Genomic DNA, 16,842 nt, shown 5'->3' on the forward strand with positions numbered 1-16,842 from the left:
GGTTGATTTTCAATCCTTAATAGCCTAACAATCTAAATAGAATTATAAATAGAAACATATCCAGCTAGAGATTCTGGATTACGCATAATATCCGTAGAAACAACTTTAGCAACCTCTGTTCCCGAAAAAATCTTTTTGATAGGAAGCTCTAGTTTTTTACCGCTCAGTGTATAAGGAATATCAGAAACAGGGTAAATGAAATCCGGCACATGTCTTGGACTATACTGTCCCCTCAGTGTTCGCTTTATCATATCCTTTAGATCCTCGTTAAAATCGCTTTTATCTTCTGTCTGTACAAATAGCAACATCGACGAAGAGCCATTATCATAGTCTATACAGACTACCAAACTGTCCTTTATCTGTGGTAGACTATTTACTGCATTATAGATTTCCGCAGTACCTATACGCACACCACCTCGATTCAAAGTAGCATCCGATCTACCGTAGATTATTACACCTTCATCATTTATTTTTATCCAATCGCCATGGCTCCATACTAACGGAAAATGATCAAAATAACTCTCATGATATTTCCTATTTTCCGTATCGTTCCAAAAATAAAGTGGCATAGAGGGCATAGGTTTGCGGATTACCAATTCACCTACCTCATCATATACAGCTTTCCCTTGATCATTAAAAGCCACAATATCAGCTCCTAGTGCTCGGCACTGTAACATCCCGGCATATACTGGTAGCGTCGGACTACCCGATAAAAAAGCCGAACAAACATCCGTACCTCCGCTCAAGGAAACAATATGTACATCCGGAAATTTACCTTGCAAATCTTCAAACGTAGCTATTGGCAACGGTGATCCCGTAGAGCCAATAACCTTCGGTGCATAATCAGCTATCTCTATTCCCTCTAATGAAGTAAAATAAACCGCTCCGGCTCCAAGATGATCTACTTGAGCTCTTTTCAAAAATGTCCAAAAAGTAAGGTGTTTATTATGGTTAATAATACCATCAAACAAGCAAAGGGTAGCGCCACATAAGAGCGACGACAATGCATAGTTCCACATCATCCAACCTGTTGTTGTGTACCAAAGAAAATTTTCTCCGTCCTGTACATTTTGATGTAATACTAAAGCTTTAAAATGCTCCAGAAGATTTCCTCCCGTACTATGGGTAATAGCTTTAGGCTTACCTGTTGTACCAGAAGAATATAGTATCCAAATTGGATGGGAGAAAGGGACACGTACAAAAGTTAATTGCTTTGGCACATAATCGAATATAATTTTCTTCCAATCATCTTCATATACCTGTACGACAGCTACGAGATCCACGAGATCCGATTTCAACCGCGCCAGTGTTTCCAACTTAGAAAACACCCTTTCGTTATATTGGTAGGAAGTCTCTATAAATAATACCTTTGGCTTTATTTGGGTAAATCGTTCTGAAATACTCACATCGCCAAAGTCAGGAGAGCAACATGACCATATAGCACCTAACGAATTCACAGCTAGAAAGATAGCAATAGATTCGATCGTGTTATTTAAGACAGCGGCGACACGATCACCTTTTTCCACACCTTTTTCCACAAGAAATTGTTGAATTCGGCTGACCATTTCTGCCAATTCTTTCCACGAGACTTCCTCATATCCGATAGATTCGCTAGCAAATTTAAGAGCGGGTCTTTCCGTAGTAGTTTGTTTGAAAATATGCTCTGCATAGCTCAATTCTATACCATCAAACCACTGTGTACCAATGAAATCAGAAGCACTATCATCCCAGGATAATCCTTTCTCATAAGTACCTGAATACGATATGTTAAAGTAGAAAAGTAAACTGGACCAAAACTCTTCTAAATTGTCAATTGACCATTGATGCAGCTCATGATAAGAAGAAAATTTTCTTCCTTTATCCGATTCTAAAAACTGTTGGTAATGGAAAAGTCCAGATTTACTGATATAATCGGACGATGGTGTCCATAAAGCTTTGCTCATATTGTTTATTTTCGGCTATTATAATTGCAAAATTAGCAATTTAAGCAACAAAATAAACAACAATAGTATATATATCGTAATCTAAAGGTCCTATTTTTTACTATTTCTTTAAAACAAACTATTTATTGAAAGCATTCCATCCTTGAGCTTTTATTTCGTGTACATGTCCTGACTTCGATATCATACCACATCCTGCTGCTGCTTCCGTTACATACCCTATAACAGAAATATCCAATTGCCCTTTTATTTTATCGTAGTCAGATTGTGGAACTGTAAATAGAAGTTCATAATCTTCACCACCACTCAACGCGCATACTGTAGGATCCAATCCAAATTCTCGAGCAGTCTCATAAGTCATTGGATCAATAGGGATTTTATCCTCGTACAGTTTACATCCCACATTTGAGGCTTTACAAATGTGCAATATTTCTGAAGCCAATCCATCCGACACATCGATCATAGCATGAGGTTTCACGTGCAACGCATCCAATAATTGAACGACATCTTTGCGGGCTTCAGGTTTCAACTGCCGCTCGATAATATAATCCTTTCCCTCCAGGTCGGGCTGAATGTTAGGATTTTCCAAATAAATCTGTTTTTCACGCTCTAACAATTGTAATCCCACATAAGCCCCACCTAAATCACCCGATACACAGATTAAGTCTCCTTCTTTAGCACCTGATCGATAAGCTATTTCACTTTCCTCCGCATAACCAATACTGGTTACTGAAATCACCAATCCCTGTGCCGAAGCAGAAGTGTCACCACCAATCAAGTCAACGTTAAATTTCTTACAAGCTATCAAGGCACCTTCATAAATTTCTTCAACCGCTTCCAACGGAAATTTTGAAGACAATCCGATGGAAAACGTAATCTGAGAAGCCATACCGTTCATGGCATAAATATCGCTCAAATTTACTTGTACAGCTTTATATCCTAAGTGTTTTAGTGGAACATAACGCAAATCGAAATGAATTCCTTCGAGCAAAAGATCAGTGGAAATCAGCGTTTTCTTATTCGCAAAGTCCAATACAGCAGCGTCATCCCCGATTCCTTTCACGGTTGAAGACTCTGTTAATTCCACAGCTTGTGTCAGATGATCGATTAAACCGAATTCTCCTAACTCACTAATATTTGTTTTATCTATATTATCAAACATATTTTTGCTCGTATTTTCTATTATTTATCTATTATAATCCCAATTGAGCTGATATTTCCAACATCCGTTCGATAGGTTTTTGAGCTCTAGCAATCACATCTTCCGGCAGCATAATCTCAGGTTGCTCATAATAGAGACAATTGTACAATTTCTCCAATGTATTTAGCTTCATGTGTGGACAGTCATTACAGGCACATGCATTATTTGGCGGAGCCGGAATAAACTTTTTATCTGGACTAGCCTTTTGCATCTGATGTAAAATTCCCGATTCTGTCGCTACAATATACGTTTGACTGGCATCTTCGATTGTAAATTTTAACATTCCTGACGTAGATCCGATATAATCAGCTTGACTCAGAATATGTTCTTCACATTCTGGATGGGCTATAAATTTAGCTCCAGGATTTTCGTCACGCAGTCTTTCTATCTTTTCCTGAGAAAAAATTTCATGTACCATACATGCGCCATTCCATAAAACCAAATCCCTACCTGTTTTTTTCTTTACATAGTCGCCCAAATTCTTATCAGGGCCAAAAATAATCTTTTGGTCACGTGGCAAACTCTCTACAATCTGTACTGCATTACTTGATGTACATACGATATCCGATAGCGCCTTCAATTCAGCTGTACAATTCACATAGGTAATCACCAGATGATCTGGATATTGTTCTTTAAATTTTGCAAACAAATGTGGAGGACAACTATCCGATAGAGAACACCCTGCTTTCAAATCCGGTAAAAGTACTTTTTTACTGGGGGACAGTATTTTAGCTGTCTCAGCCATAAAGTGAACACCTGCAAATACAATCACATCGGCATCTGTCTTAGCCGCTTGTTGTGACAATCCTAAGCTATCCCCAATATAATCTGCTAAATCCTGTATTTCAGACTCTTGGTAATAATGAGCTAGAATAACAGCATTCTTTTCTTTCTTCAATCGTTTTATTTCATCGACCAAATCAATACTAGGATCAATAGCAACATCGATAAAGCCTTTGGCTTCTAAGTCTCTCTCAAAAGTAATATTCATCTCTCTTCTTTATTTGTCAATCATTGGAACCAAATCAACATCACAAAAGTAAACAAAGAAATTCAAACGAAATCCACATTCCTTTTTTTCAATAATTAATAATCTATTTTATATAAATCAATCTTATTGTTTATTAGTCTGTGGAAAATGGGGATAAGTGAGGTAAAATTTATTTTATTTTTGAGATAGTGCTGTTTTATCCACAAGTTATCCACAGGATCTATTGGGATATCGCTTGATTTTCAATCGAGTAATTTTTATGCCTTTATTTTTTCCATATTCAGATGTGAATTTATTTATGTTTACAATTTGTTAATATCTGCTTCATATTTGTAGAATTATTGAGGTCAGGATGTGTGTATTTATAGGCGATTGTGGAATAATAAAAAGTTTTACAATTTAATTCACTATTTGTTTACACGTTTTCCACATATTTTGTTAATTTGTTAACGTATAAAGGTTCTAGATTTAAGTTTTTAATATGTCGGAGAGAAAAGTTGACTTTTTAATAGTAGGCTCGGGTATTGCAGGGTTGAGTTTTGCATTGAAAGCAGCTAAGTTAGGTAAAGTATTGATAGTCACTAAGTCTAATGAAGATGAATCCAATACAAAGTACGCTCAAGGAGGCGTAGCGGTCGTTACAGATCATACAGATAGCTTCGAAAAACATATACAGGATACCCTGATTGCAGGGGATGGTCTTTGTAATCCACAGGTTGTGGAAAACGTGATAAAAGAGGGGCCTGCCCGTATAGAAGAGCTGATAGCTTATGGGACTTCGTTTGACAGAGAAGATTCAGGTAGTTACGATTTAGCGAAAGAAGGAGGTCATTCTGCGCATAGAATCCTTCATTATAAGGATATTACGGGCTATGAGATTGAACGTGCGTTACTTGAGAAGATTCATCAGGAACCGAATATAGAGATTCTAACACATTATTTTGCAGTAGATCTCATTACACAGCATCATTTAGGAAAACATGTGGATAAGAAGTCTACAGACACCGCTTGCTACGGTATTTACGCTTTCAACACTTTTACTAACAATGTGGAAAAGTTCCTTGCAAAGGTCACTTTGATGGCTACTGGAGGAGCTGGGCATGTGTATTCGAGTACGACAAATCCAACTATTGCTACCGGGGATGGTATTGCTATGGTATATAGGGCCAAAGGAAAGGTAAGGAACATGGAGTTTATACAGTTTCATCCGACAGCTTTATACAACCCGAGTGAATACCCTGCTTTTTTAATTTCTGAGGCCGTGCGCGGTTTTGGTGGTATTTTAAGAAGATGCAATGGCGAATCCTTTATGGAGGAGTATGACGAGCGTGGTTCGCTTGCTCCAAGAGATATAGTCGCTCGGGCTATAGATAGCGAGATGAAGCGATCTGGGCTAGATTTTGTTTATTTAGATATTACGCATCGCAATAAGGCCGATTTGCTTTCTCATTTTCCAAATATCTATGAGAAGTGCCTTTCGATCGGATTGGATATGACCAAGGATTTTATACCTGTTACTCCAGCAGCTCATTATTTGTGTGGTGGAATATTAGTGGATGAGTTTGGCGCCAGTTCAATAGCCAATTTATATGCCTGTGGAGAATGTGCATCTACAGGCCTTCATGGAGCTAATAGGTTGGCTTCCAATTCTTTACTAGAAGCTGCTGTGTATGCGCATCGCATATTTTTGGATGCAGAAGCCAAGTTTGCTTCCCTGACTTATCAAGAATCAGTTCCAGATTGGGACGATTCGAATACTAAACTATCTAATGAAGATATTTTGGTGACTCACAATTTACGTGAGACACAAAAATTTATGAGTGATTACGTAGGTATTGTTCGTTCCGATTTTCGTCTTGATCGAGCTATGCGTCGTTTAGGGTTATTGCATGAAGAAACCGAATCTTTTTATAAAAGGACACGTTTATCTGTTAAACTTTGTGAGCTTCGTAATGTTATACAAGTGGCTTATTTGGTGGTCAAATCGGCTATGAATAGAAAAGAGAGTAGGGGATTACATTTTACAACAGATTATCTTCAACATGCAGAGCAGTTGGAAGATACAATTTTATAGATTATGGCTACAATTCTCCCAGTTAAAGAGAGCTTTCCATTTATAGGTGATGATACCTATCTTGCGCCTAATTGTACAATCGTGGGTGACGTAACAGTTGGAAACCACTGTTCCATTTGGTTTAATGCGGTAGTACGTGGTGACGTAAATTATATTAAAATAGGAGATTATTCCAATATTCAGGATAATGTCACTATTCACGGTACCTACGAACGCAATGGAACCGATATAGGATCTTACGTTAATATAGGACATAATGCAATAGTCCACGGTTGCACCATAGATAGTCATGTATTGATCGGTATGGGAGCTATCGTAATGGACAGAGCACATATACAAAGCAATGTAATCATTGCTGCAGGCGCAGTAGTTTTAGAAAATATGTTCTGTGAATCAGGCTTTCTTTACGCGGGCGTTCCGGCAAAGAAAGTCAAGCCATTGACAGAAGACCAACTGTCTCTATTACAGAATCTTCCACACAATTACGTGATGTACGCCTCTTGGTTTAAATGATAAAGAGGCAGCCATAAAAAACTGATTTTATTCAAATTGTAGCACTATATTTTCATTCTGCTCCCAATTCGCACGTATTGTAAACGGTTTGTCTAAGTACCAGATCGGTTCAGCCTGTATTTTATTATAGACGTCAGCACCGTCCCATCGTTGGTTTTTATTTAGGTCCTTTATGACACGCAATATGTATTTTCCTCCCGGATACTTTAGGTAAGAGACTTCATCTACATTGACAACTATTCTACTGTCAAATATTTTTTCCTTTTTTTCGTCGGTAAGCTGTACTATATATTGGATATCAGGCTCTATTCCGGTTATTTTGAATTTAATATCGCCATAGTTCTCTGATTCGTCCAAAGTAAATTTAGTTTTAAATTCTTTGTTAAAATCATCAAAGGGGCTTAATATAGCTTTTTCTTCGAGAACGAGTTCATAGTCCTTTTTGGGTTTCCAGTTATAACGTATATGATAGATATTTTTATTTAAAGTATCCTGTTGCAGTTGAAAGTTACGTCTTGACGTACTATCTTCCATCAGGGTTACTTTAGCTTTATCTATATTTTTAATCGGGAAGATACTCGTTATGGTAAGATGTTTAATCTTGTCCACCTTATTCCCTATATTAATAACAGGCTCTATAAATCGTTCGTATTTTTCATTTTTTGATCTTCTTAAGAGTATTGTATCCAGTACTTTATCTTTATCACTCAGTTCGAATTTAACGGAATCAAAGTCCATATTTCTTAGAAATATGAAAGAGGAATCATTGTAATTAGAGAATCGGATTTGTTGATCAGCGATAGCTATATTAGGCTCCATTATCCTGAGGTGAGCCGAATCAATAGGCTGATTAAAGGTAAGTAGTATCCTACTGTTTTTTTCTATTTTCTTATCTATAGTTCTAAATTTAGTTGGTTTTCCCACCGAATATTCGATTTTTATACCATCTACATCTTTGTCTAGGACGATACTGTCTTGGATAAAACCTATAGCTTCTTCCGGGTTGTTATATATTCTATCGTTATTTTGTTCTTTAAGTGCATATATTCTATAGGTATCTTCTCTAAGGTTTCTGAAAGTAAAGTTACCTGATGAATCGACTAAGGTAAAGATATTTGCTTTACGTTTACCAAATATAGAGTCCTGGCGGGTAGGGATGAGCAATACCTTTACATCTTTATCTATTTTTTCATCAAATACTTTAGTGTACGCATTTCTTACTGAACCTGAGATTTGTAGTGAGTCGAGTTCAGGACCAGTAGAGAATACATAGTTATAGTTTAATATAGGATTTCCTTCATTATAATCCACTAGACCTTTACCAAAGTTTATAGTGTATGTCGTGTTCATTTCTAAAGAATCGGGGAGGCGTATATGTAATGTTTTCTTTTTTATTTTATATTCGGGTTGTTTCTCTAGATCAGGAGAGATACTGAACTCTTTGAATTGATTATTGAGTTTGATGTATTCATCCATCGTCAGTACTATTTCTTTTGCATCAAAATTTCTAGTATAGTTTGCTGGAGACTCGTTTAATATTTTTGGTGGAAGCGAATCTTTTGGCCCGCCAGTAGGGCGTTGCATGTTTGCACATCGAAAGAAAGTGAGCGATATAAGAGATATAAAGCCTATTATTATCAATTTTTGAATTAAACGTGTTTTAAGGCGTTTTGACGCAATATTATCTTTAGTGGACTCCAGTATCATAAATTTATAGATAATCTCTTATATCGCTTTATTTTAACTCGATTTTATATTATATAACCTATTGATATATAGTTAATTAACTCATGTGGACCATTAAAACGCTAATATCCGAAGGTGATACTCCAGATATTCGTGAAGCTTGTCCAAGTGTTCGAGGTTTTACCTTGAGTAACTTTTCACGTGCTTCTATCGATAGCGAAGTTAATGAAGAATAATCAAAATTAGGATTAATTTCTTTATCCTCCATTTTTTTCATCTTATTTACAATTTCCATTTCTTTTTCAAAGTAACTTTCATATTTTACTTTGATCTCCGCCTGTTCTATCGTCTCTTCATTATATTTCTCAAGAAGGGTAGAAAACTCGGTATTTGATTCTGCAATATGGCGTATGTTTATCTGCGGGCGACTCAATATGCCAAACATTTTACTCTTTTGAGTCAATGGACTCGAGTGTTCTCGTGATAATATTTCATTTATTTCGATTGGACTTACCGACGATTGTTTCATATAGCTCACGAGTCGATCAGAATCATCTATTTTGTCCTGAACCTTTTTTAGTCTATCATCAGATACAAGTCCTAATTTATGTGCGATAGGAGTGAGTCTGATATCCGCATTATCTTGTCTCAGTAGTAAACGGTGTTCAGCTCTAGAGGTAAACATGCGGTACGGTTCTTCTGTACCTTTTGTTACTAGGTCATCTATTAGTACACCGATATAGGATTCAGATCTTTTTAGAATCAGCTCATGCAGATCATTTATCTTTTGGTGTGCATTTACTCCTGCTACAAAACCTTGCGCTCCGGCTTCTTCATAACCTGTTGTTCCGTTTATTTGACCTGCAAAGAATAGATTTTTTACCTTCAATGTTTCTAGTGTCAGATCCAATTGCACAGGAGGGAAGTAGTCATATTCTATTGCATATCCAGGTCTGTACATTTTTGCATTTTCAAAACCAGGTATAAGTCGTAATGCTTTTTGCTGTACATCCTCCGGTAGTGAAGTTGAAAAACCGTTTACATATATCTCTACAGTTTGAAATCCTTCTGGCTCTACGAAGATTTGGTGCCTATCTCGTTCAGCAAATCTGTTTATTTTATCTTCTATGGATGGACAGTATCTTGGTCCTAGGCCTTTGATTCTACCGGTAAACATTGGAGATTTTTCAAAGCCGGTTTTGAGTACTTCGTGTACTTTGTCGTTCGTGTAGGTTATCCAGCAGCAACGTTGTTCTGTAGGCAATGGGACATCTGTAAAGGAGAATCGTCCTTTTTCGTCATCACCCCATTGTTCTTCCATGAGTGCATAGTTTAAACTTCTTCCGTCTATGCGTGGGGGAGTTCCTGTTTTCATTCTCCCTGATTCGAAACCTAGTGAAACTAGTTGTTCTGTCAGTCCTGTTGCTGATTTTTCTCCGGTACGACCACCACCGAATTTCTTGTCACCAATATGTATCAGGCCATTTAAAAAAGTTCCATTTGTTAGTATGACAGCATCAGCTTCTATACGTATGCCCAGCGAAGTTATCACACCTTTGGCAGTGCCATTTTCTACAATTACTTCTTTGACCGTATCCTGCCACATATCCAGGTTTGGAATAGCTTCCAGTTGTAGTCTCCATTCCTCTGCAAAACGCATACGGTCATTTTGCGTTCTTGGACTCCACATAGCTGGTCCTTTGGATTTGTTTAGCATCCGGAATTGAATGGTAGACTTGTCAGCGATGATACCCGTGTATCCACCCATCGCATCTATTTCTCTTACGATTTGACCTTTGGCTACTCCACCTATTGCAGGATTGCAACTCATTTGAGCTATCACCCCCATATTCATCGTGATTAATAGGGTAGAGGATCCGAGATTTGCTGCTGCTGCTGCGGCCTCACACCCTGCGTGACCAGCGCCTACAACGATTACGTTATATTTATTAAACATATTAATGAGTAATGTTTCACGTGGAACAGGTGTTTATTTTTTATGTTCCACGTGAAACAGTTTAAATGTATTCTGATAATTCTATCCAGCGGTCTGATTTTTTATCGAGTTCTTTTTGTAAGTTTTGTATCTCGTTTGATATTTCAGTTAACGCTTCGTGCTCTGTAGTGTTGTTTAGTAAGTCTGTTTTTTCGATTATACTTTTTTCTAAGACTTCTATTTCTTTTTCTATTGTGTCGTATTCAAATTGTTCTTTGAAACTTAATTTCTTTTTATTGCTTTGACCAGTTGTGGTAGGGGACTCTTTAGTGGTTTTGTCGATAGATTTTTCTTCTTTTAGTTTTAACTCTTGTTCTGCTTTATAATCTGCGTAGTTTCCATTATATATGGTTACATCTCCAGCTCCATCAAAAATAAAGAGTTGTTCTGTGAGTTTATCTATTAAGTATCTATCGTGCGATACCAATATTAATATTCCAGGGTAGTTGATTAGGAAGTCTTCCAGTACATTTAAGGTGTCTATATCTAGATCGTTGGAAGGTTCATCCAGTATTAAGAAGTTGGGATTGGCCATTAGTACTCGCATCAACTGCAGACGTTTCTTTTCTCCACCACTTAATTTGCTTACCATTCCGAATTGTTTTTCCGGTGGGAAGAGAAAAAGGGTTAGTAGTTGGGAGGCTGTTAAGGTATCGCCGTTAGCCATTTTTATATACTCGGCTACATTCTTTACGATATCTAGTACACGGTCTCCACTGTCAAAGTTTAATCCGCCCTGTCTGTAATATCCAAATTTCGTTGTTTCTCCTATATCTACCGTTCCTGCGTCAGGAGAGAGGGTTCCCGTTAGTAAATTTAGAAAGGTACTTTTGCCTGTGCCATTCTTACCTGCTAGACCAATTCTATCTCCTTTTTTAAATATATAGGAAAAGTTGTCTATAAATGTATGTCCATCAAATGATTTAGATACGTTGTTTAATTCAAGTATTTTAGAGCCTTGACGGGATACTTTAACACTGAGCTCTACTTTATCATGTGCTCTAGGTCCTTTTGATTTCTCTTCTAAGGCATAGTAGGCATCTATTCTTGATTTTGATTTGGTTCCTCGAGCCTGGGGCTGTCTGCGCATCCATTCGAGTTCTCTCCTTAATAGATTGCGTGCTTTTTCGGCCTGTATAGCATCGTTATATTCTCTTTCTGCTTTCTTTTCTAAGAAGTAGGCATAGTTTCCTTTATACAGGTGTACTTTGGCTTTATCGAGTTCACGTATCTCTGTACAAATATTATCTAAAAAGTATCTGTCGTGAGAAACTGTAAGAACGGTTTTCTGACCTGTTGTAAGTAGTTTTTCTAACCATTCGATAGTTTCAATATCCAAATGGTTGGTCGGCTCGTCCAATATATATATATCAGGTTCGTCGATAAGAAGCTTGGCTAGGGATAGTCTTTTCTTCTGTCCTCCAGAAAGACTATCTATCTTTTGGTCAAAATTCGAAATCTGTAACCTGTTTAAAATAGTTTTTATATTGTATTCATACTCCCAGGCATTGAGTGCTGTCAACTGGTCGGTGATGATTGCCAGCTTGTTTTCGTCGACAGTAGGAGAGTCTATAAGTTCTTCATACTGTTTGATCAGTTGCTGTTGCTCGTTGTCTGCACTGTAAATAAAGTCATTGATTGTATTCAAACCTGAAAAATCAGGTTCTTGAGGCAAATACCCTATTCGGATTCCTTTTTCTTTTACAATTTTGCCTTCCTCTGGAGGAAAGACTTCTGCCAGTAATTTTAATAAAGTAGATTTGCCTGTTCCATTTATTCCGACCAGAGCTATGCGATCGCCTTTTTGCAAGCCAAAATGTAACTCTTTAAATAACCATTTGTCATTAAAAGAGTGACCAACTTGTTCTGTACTGAGTATACTCACGTTTTCCTAATTATTTTATTATCGTACTATAAAAAATCTACTATCTGAATCGGACTGTCCTTGGGATTCTTTTGTGAAAAGTCGTGGCCCAATACGCCGGATAATTATTAAATTAATTTGTATTTATCTAATAATCAATAGCTTGTAAGTTACTTAGGAAAGCTGAATTTGCTTTACCTATAACTTTGGATTACAGCATAATAGTCTTTCGACTGTACGCATATCTATCCAAGCACAAAAGTAAGCAAATTATCTCTTGCAGATTAGAAAAAGAATGGTATAGAGTAGTTTTTACAAAAAGCTGTTAGTTCAGCCTGAATGACGCGGTGAGATTGAACCTCGGGATATTCACATTGAATTTTTTACCATCTATTTCTCGCATCATGGTGTAGTAGCCTTCCATATAGCCGAGTTCACTTTTTAGATTACATCCGGACACATATTGGTGCGATTGACCTGGTTGCAGGATGGGTTGTTCACCAACAATTCCTTCTCCATCTACTTGCTTGTGTTCGCCTATAGAATCAAAAATTTCCCAATGTCTGCTAATTAACTGAGCGGTGTAATCTGAAGTATTCTCTATAGTGATTCTATAGGCAAACATGAAATGCATATTATCAGCATTAGAATATTCTGGCTGATAGACGCATTCTACAGATACATTGATTCCCGCAGTTGATTGTGTGATCATAACGTCAAAATTAGGAACTATGATTTAAAAATCATAATTCTACTACCTCTTGATAATAAATAGTTTAAATATATTAGATTCTTTTGACTATTGTGGTTTTAGGGTATGCTTTTTGATGAAAAAAACAATATCCAAACTAATGATAGAAATGAAAATAAAGAATGTGATGTTAGCTTCTTTGATCGGAGCTGGGTTGATGTATTCCTGTGGAAACAATGACGCTAAAGAACAGGATGCTCAAAATAATGAAAAAGGAGTTTTAGAGCAGATCGGTGAGTCTGCAGAAGCCATAAAGGGATTAAGCAAATTAGAAGAATATACCAAAGAGCTTGAATCTCGTATGAACGAGTTAAAAGCGATGAGCCCGATTTCCAATGATGTTTTTAAAAAGGTATTACCAGATACTTTTCAGGGATTAAAGCGTACATCTCTTCAAGTGGGAGAGATGAGTGCACTCAACTTAGCAAGTGGTAAAGCGGAATATGAAAATGAAGATCAGTCTAAAACTATAGTAGTTGATATTATGGATGGGGCAGGAGAAGGTGGTGCGAGTATTGTTTCGCTTATGTTTATGGGGATGATGAATGATAAAGAAGAAATAACAGAAACAGGCTTTGAGAAAACGATGGACATTAATGGTACGAAAACTATGGTTAAGGAGTATAGCGATCAAGGGACGAAGGATTCAGAGATACAATGGATACATAATAAGCGTTTTGTAGTAAAACTCGAAGGTAGAGGTTATTCATTGGATGAATTGACAACAGCATTCAAAGGGCTAGATTTAACAGCTCTTAAATAGACGGGGTTATTCAATAAAAAAAGGGGCACATTTTGCCCCTCTTTTTATTGAATTCTTTTGTGTTTTTTATATCTCCGCCAACCTATAAATGTCCCAAGCAGCAATAGTAGAATAGGCCAGATGCCAATTGCTCCAATAAAAATGTTTTCTATAAGTTCCCAGCCGAAACCAAAAGCTTCCTTCGTTTTTAGCCAAAACCCACTGTCACTATAGGCAATTATAGAGTCCGAGTTATATAGGTTTAATACAAGTGTACTATAGCCCACTTGATCCTTCATTACTCTTAGGGCACTTTCCGTGCTCTCTATCTCCTCTTGCAATTGCCTTATTTGTTCCTCTATTTCTAGGAGTTCTTTTACATTTTTAGCATTTGCCACCATATTTTGATACCGAGCTAGATATATTCTTTTACTTTTTACCCTTGATTCCAGATCATAGTACTGAAGAGATACATCTTGAGCATGAATAGATTTTTCCGTTATTTTATCATTGCTTTTCTCTATTCCCTCAAGAAAGGTGTCAAATTGAGAGGAGGGGATCCGTAGGGTTAGGTTATAGTTTGTATAAGTCGTCCCTGTGGTGGTACTTTCCTGCTCATAATAGCCATTAGCCTTTTTTACAAGGGCATCGATTGCTATTTTGCTTTTTTTGAGGTCCTTAGATTCTATCGATATATTTCCGGTTCGTATTATTTTTTTTCCTTGGTTTAGTTTTTCTGCTTCTAGTTTCTCGTTTCCTAATTCTGTTGCTTCGCTTTTTAAAGGCATAGCGGTTGTGGCAGCCGCGTCTGCTGTTTTTAAGTCATAAGTCGTTGCTTTGTCAGCGCTGCTTTCCATTGAGACCTCTTTAGAGCCTTGCCCACATGCTAAAACACCTGTTAAGCTTAATAGAGCGAGTAGGAATGTTATCTTGTTCATCTTCTTATTTTTTAGTTTGGCAAATAGCTAAGCCCTAATTATCGTTTTTTAGTTTTTGGGTTTTCAGATAGATGCACAAACAGGTACTATTCCATAATTGACCGACATATTATAACTAAAAAGGCGCTTAATGTATTGTTAAGCGCCTTTTTAGTTATTTGGTAGCCTCTCTTACTTTTGGAGCTATTTTCGTTCCGTATATTTCGATGGCTTTCATCATGTCTTTATGGTCTGGACTTCCCACATCAGTATGAGCGGAGAATCGCGTTAAACCGAAAGCTTCCTGAACCGCCAGAATCTTGTCTATAGACTCATTTGCATCTCCTACAATGAGATGCCCATGTGCAGAACGGCCAAAATCATATTGTGATTTCTGATAAGGAGGCCATCCTCTAGAAGCTCCTATTCTATTCATTTGTGCTCCATAGATAGGATAGTATTTTTCAGCAACGGCTTTACTGTCTTCTCCAAAGAATGCGTGCATATGTACACCTACTTGAAATTTGGTCATATCATGCCCATTATCTTCATAAGCCTGTTTGTACATTTCAAATAGTGGTGTAAACTGTTCCCAGGCACCACCGATGATGGCAAACATAACTGGCAAACCTAGTTTTCCTGCCCTGATTACAGAAGATGTCGTACCACCTACAGCTATCCAAATAGGTAGACCTTTTTCCGTAGCTCTCGGATGAATTTCTTGATTGATTAGTGATTTACGGAATTTCCCGGTCCAATTAATCGTTTCATTCTTTTTTATCCTGAGCAATAGATCTAATTTTTCCTCAAACAATTCACTATAATCCTTCAAATCATAACCGAAAAGAGGGAAGGATTCAATGAACGAGCCTCTTCCTGCCATTATTTCGGCACGACCTCCCGAGATAAGGTCTACTGTTGCAAAGTCCTGGTATAGTTTCACAGGATCTGTTGAACTGATGACCGAAACTGCAGAACCTAATTTAATATTCTTCGTTACAGTTGCTGCTGCTGCTAAAACTATCTCAGGCGAGGCTACAGCATAATCAGCCCTATGATGCTCGCCCATTCCAAAAAAGTCAAGGCCGACTTCATCCATCAACTTAATTTCTTCGATAATCTCTTGAAGACGTTGCTGAGTAGATTGTATCTGTCCAGTCTTTGGATCGATTTGTAAATCGCCAAACATACCTATTCCTAATTCTAACATAGTTTTTAGTATTTAAATGTAAAACCAAATGTCAGGTATTATCATCATAGTAGATATCCTGACCATTTTAACTATACAAATGTAACGTACTTTGGATTCGTAAAACTTAAGATAGATTAAGAAAATCTAGCCATGTATATACTCCTTAGTACCGTAGGATTGTATCAGCTCTCCTTCAAAATCCAGCCATTCTTTCCAGCGTTTTTCTACGTCAACGTCTTTGGTATATTTACGGGCAAAGTTTAAAAACGTAGTGTAGTGATTTGCTTCCGAAACCATCAGGTCATGGTAGAATTTTGCCAGTTCCTCGTCTTCTATATTTTTAGAAAGCACTCGAAATCTTTCGCAGCTTCGTGCCTCTATCATCGCAGCAAACAACAGACGGTCTACAAAAGCTTGGTTTCTAGATCCATCTTTCTTTAAAAACTTCATCAGTTGCCCTACATAATCATCTTTCCTTTCCCGTCCCAGTGTATATCCTCTTTCTTTGATAATACCTATTACCATTTTGAAATGTTCTATTTCTTCCAGTGCGATATCCGTCAGTTCGTGTACGAGATCTTCAAACTCTGGATTCTGAGTAATCAACATTATAGCATTAGAGGCAGCTTTTTGTTCGCACCACGCATGGTCTGTCAAAATTTCCTCTAAATTAGATTCCGCAATATTGGCCCAGCGAGGGTCTGTAAGTAGTTTTAGTCCTAGCATTTTGTTCTCGATTTTTTCCTACTACAAACTTAGATAATTTCCTTTACATAAACTTTCTTTAGGAACAGTGCTTAGGCAGCGTGGTGTCAAATGCTAAAAACCGGTCCCCAGAAAGAAAGATCCTTGAGACCGGTTTGGGCTGGGATTAGCCTGCCATCCCCATTCACATTATTCCCACAATCTTATCATAGGTAGTAACTGTCATGTATGAATTCAGAAGAAGCCATTTATTCGGTTAATTTAATTGTG

Annotated in this window: 13 protein-coding genes; 3 read left to right on the forward strand and 10 right to left on the reverse strand. The window is 37.3% G+C overall.

All coding sequences use genetic code 11. From position 1 onward, the window contains the following. Window positions 1–32: 32 nt before the first annotated feature. The 3 genes from M472_RS30120 to nadA all read right to left on the reverse strand — a co-directional run bounded on the left by M472_RS30120 (window position 33) and on the right by nadA (window position 4,132). A complete protein-coding gene (locus M472_RS30120) occupies window positions 33–1,943 on the reverse strand; it encodes an acetoacetate--CoA ligase (protein WP_021069596.1) in 1,911 nt (636 codons plus the stop codon). Window positions 1,944–2,061: 118 nt separating this feature from the next. Then, the gene (gene thiL, locus M472_RS30125; protein ID WP_021069597.1) at window positions 2,062–3,102 is read right to left on the reverse strand and encodes a thiamine-phosphate kinase; all 1,041 of its coding nucleotides are present in this window, start codon (window positions 3,100–3,102) and stop codon (window positions 2,062–2,064) included. Window positions 3,103–3,133: 31 nt separating this feature from the next. Beyond that, entirely contained in the window at window positions 3,134–4,132 is a 999-nt protein-coding gene (gene nadA, locus M472_RS30130) for a quinolinate synthase NadA (RefSeq protein ID WP_021069598.1), read from the reverse strand. Window positions 4,133–4,613: 481 nt separating this feature from the next. On the opposite strand from nadA, the gene nadB reads away from it, so the two are divergent. Together nadB and M472_RS30140 are read left to right on the forward strand one after the other, a co-directional pair. After that, window positions 4,614–6,206 carry an L-aspartate oxidase gene (gene nadB, locus M472_RS30135; RefSeq protein WP_021069599.1) on the forward strand — a complete coding sequence of 531 codons (1,593 nt, stop codon included), beginning with the start codon at window positions 4,614–4,616 and terminating at the stop codon, window positions 6,204–6,206. A gap of 3 nt (window positions 6,207–6,209) precedes the next feature. Then, complete coding sequence (locus M472_RS30140) at window positions 6,210–6,719, forward strand: gamma carbonic anhydrase family protein (protein ID WP_021069600.1); 510 nt, start codon at window positions 6,210–6,212, stop codon at window positions 6,717–6,719. A 27-nt stretch (window positions 6,720–6,746) separates the two neighbouring features. Here M472_RS30140 and M472_RS30145 read toward each other — a convergent pair whose 3' ends face one another. The 4 genes from M472_RS30145 to apaG form a co-directional block, all read right to left on the reverse strand. Beyond that, complete coding sequence (locus M472_RS30145; RefSeq protein ID WP_021069601.1) at window positions 6,747–8,303, reverse strand: Ig-like domain-containing protein; 1,557 nt, start codon at window positions 8,301–8,303, stop codon at window positions 6,747–6,749. A 199-nt stretch (window positions 8,304–8,502) separates the two neighbouring features. Then, window positions 8,503–10,362, reverse strand: coding sequence for a tRNA uridine-5-carboxymethylaminomethyl(34) synthesis enzyme MnmG (gene mnmG, locus M472_RS30150; RefSeq protein ID WP_021069602.1), 1,860 nt, complete (start codon window positions 10,360–10,362; stop codon window positions 8,503–8,505). Window positions 10,363–10,423: 61 nt separating this feature from the next. Continuing rightward, window positions 10,424–12,286, reverse strand: a complete 1,863-nt coding sequence (locus M472_RS30155) for an ABC-F family ATP-binding cassette domain-containing protein (protein WP_021069603.1) — start codon at window positions 12,284–12,286, stop codon at window positions 10,424–10,426. 304 nt (window positions 12,287–12,590) lie between these two features. After that, the gene (gene apaG / locus M472_RS30160; RefSeq protein ID WP_021069604.1) at window positions 12,591–12,977 is read right to left on the reverse strand and encodes a Co2+/Mg2+ efflux protein ApaG; all 387 of its coding nucleotides are present in this window, start codon (window positions 12,975–12,977) and stop codon (window positions 12,591–12,593) included. Between the two features lie 115 nt (window positions 12,978–13,092). Here apaG and M472_RS0122580 point away from each other — a divergent pair, with 115 nt between their 5' ends. Beyond that, window positions 13,093–13,779 carry a hypothetical protein gene (locus M472_RS0122580; RefSeq protein WP_021069605.1) on the forward strand — a complete coding sequence of 229 codons (687 nt, stop codon included), beginning with the start codon at window positions 13,093–13,095 and terminating at the stop codon, window positions 13,777–13,779. Between the two features lie 44 nt (window positions 13,780–13,823). On the opposite strand, the gene M472_RS30165 is transcribed toward M472_RS0122580, so the two are convergent. From M472_RS30165 to miaE, 3 genes are all read right to left on the reverse strand, one after another. Further along, a complete protein-coding gene (locus tag M472_RS30165) occupies window positions 13,824–14,696 on the reverse strand; it encodes a DUF4349 domain-containing protein (RefSeq protein WP_021069606.1) in 873 nt (290 codons plus the stop codon). A gap of 154 nt (window positions 14,697–14,850) precedes the next feature. Next, a complete protein-coding gene (locus M472_RS30170; RefSeq protein ID WP_021069607.1) occupies window positions 14,851–15,885 on the reverse strand; it encodes an LLM class flavin-dependent oxidoreductase in 1,035 nt (344 codons plus the stop codon). Window positions 15,886–16,011: 126 nt separating this feature from the next. Beyond that, window positions 16,012–16,593 carry a tRNA-(ms[2]io[6]A)-hydroxylase gene (gene miaE, locus M472_RS30175; RefSeq protein ID WP_021069608.1) on the reverse strand — a complete coding sequence of 194 codons (582 nt, stop codon included), beginning with the start codon at window positions 16,591–16,593 and terminating at the stop codon, window positions 16,012–16,014. Window positions 16,594–16,842: the final 249 nt, after the last annotated feature.

Source organism: Sphingobacterium paucimobilis HER1398 (genome assembly GCF_000416985.1).
Lineage (GTDB): Bacteria > Bacteroidota > Bacteroidia > Sphingobacteriales > Sphingobacteriaceae > Sphingobacterium > Sphingobacterium paucimobilis.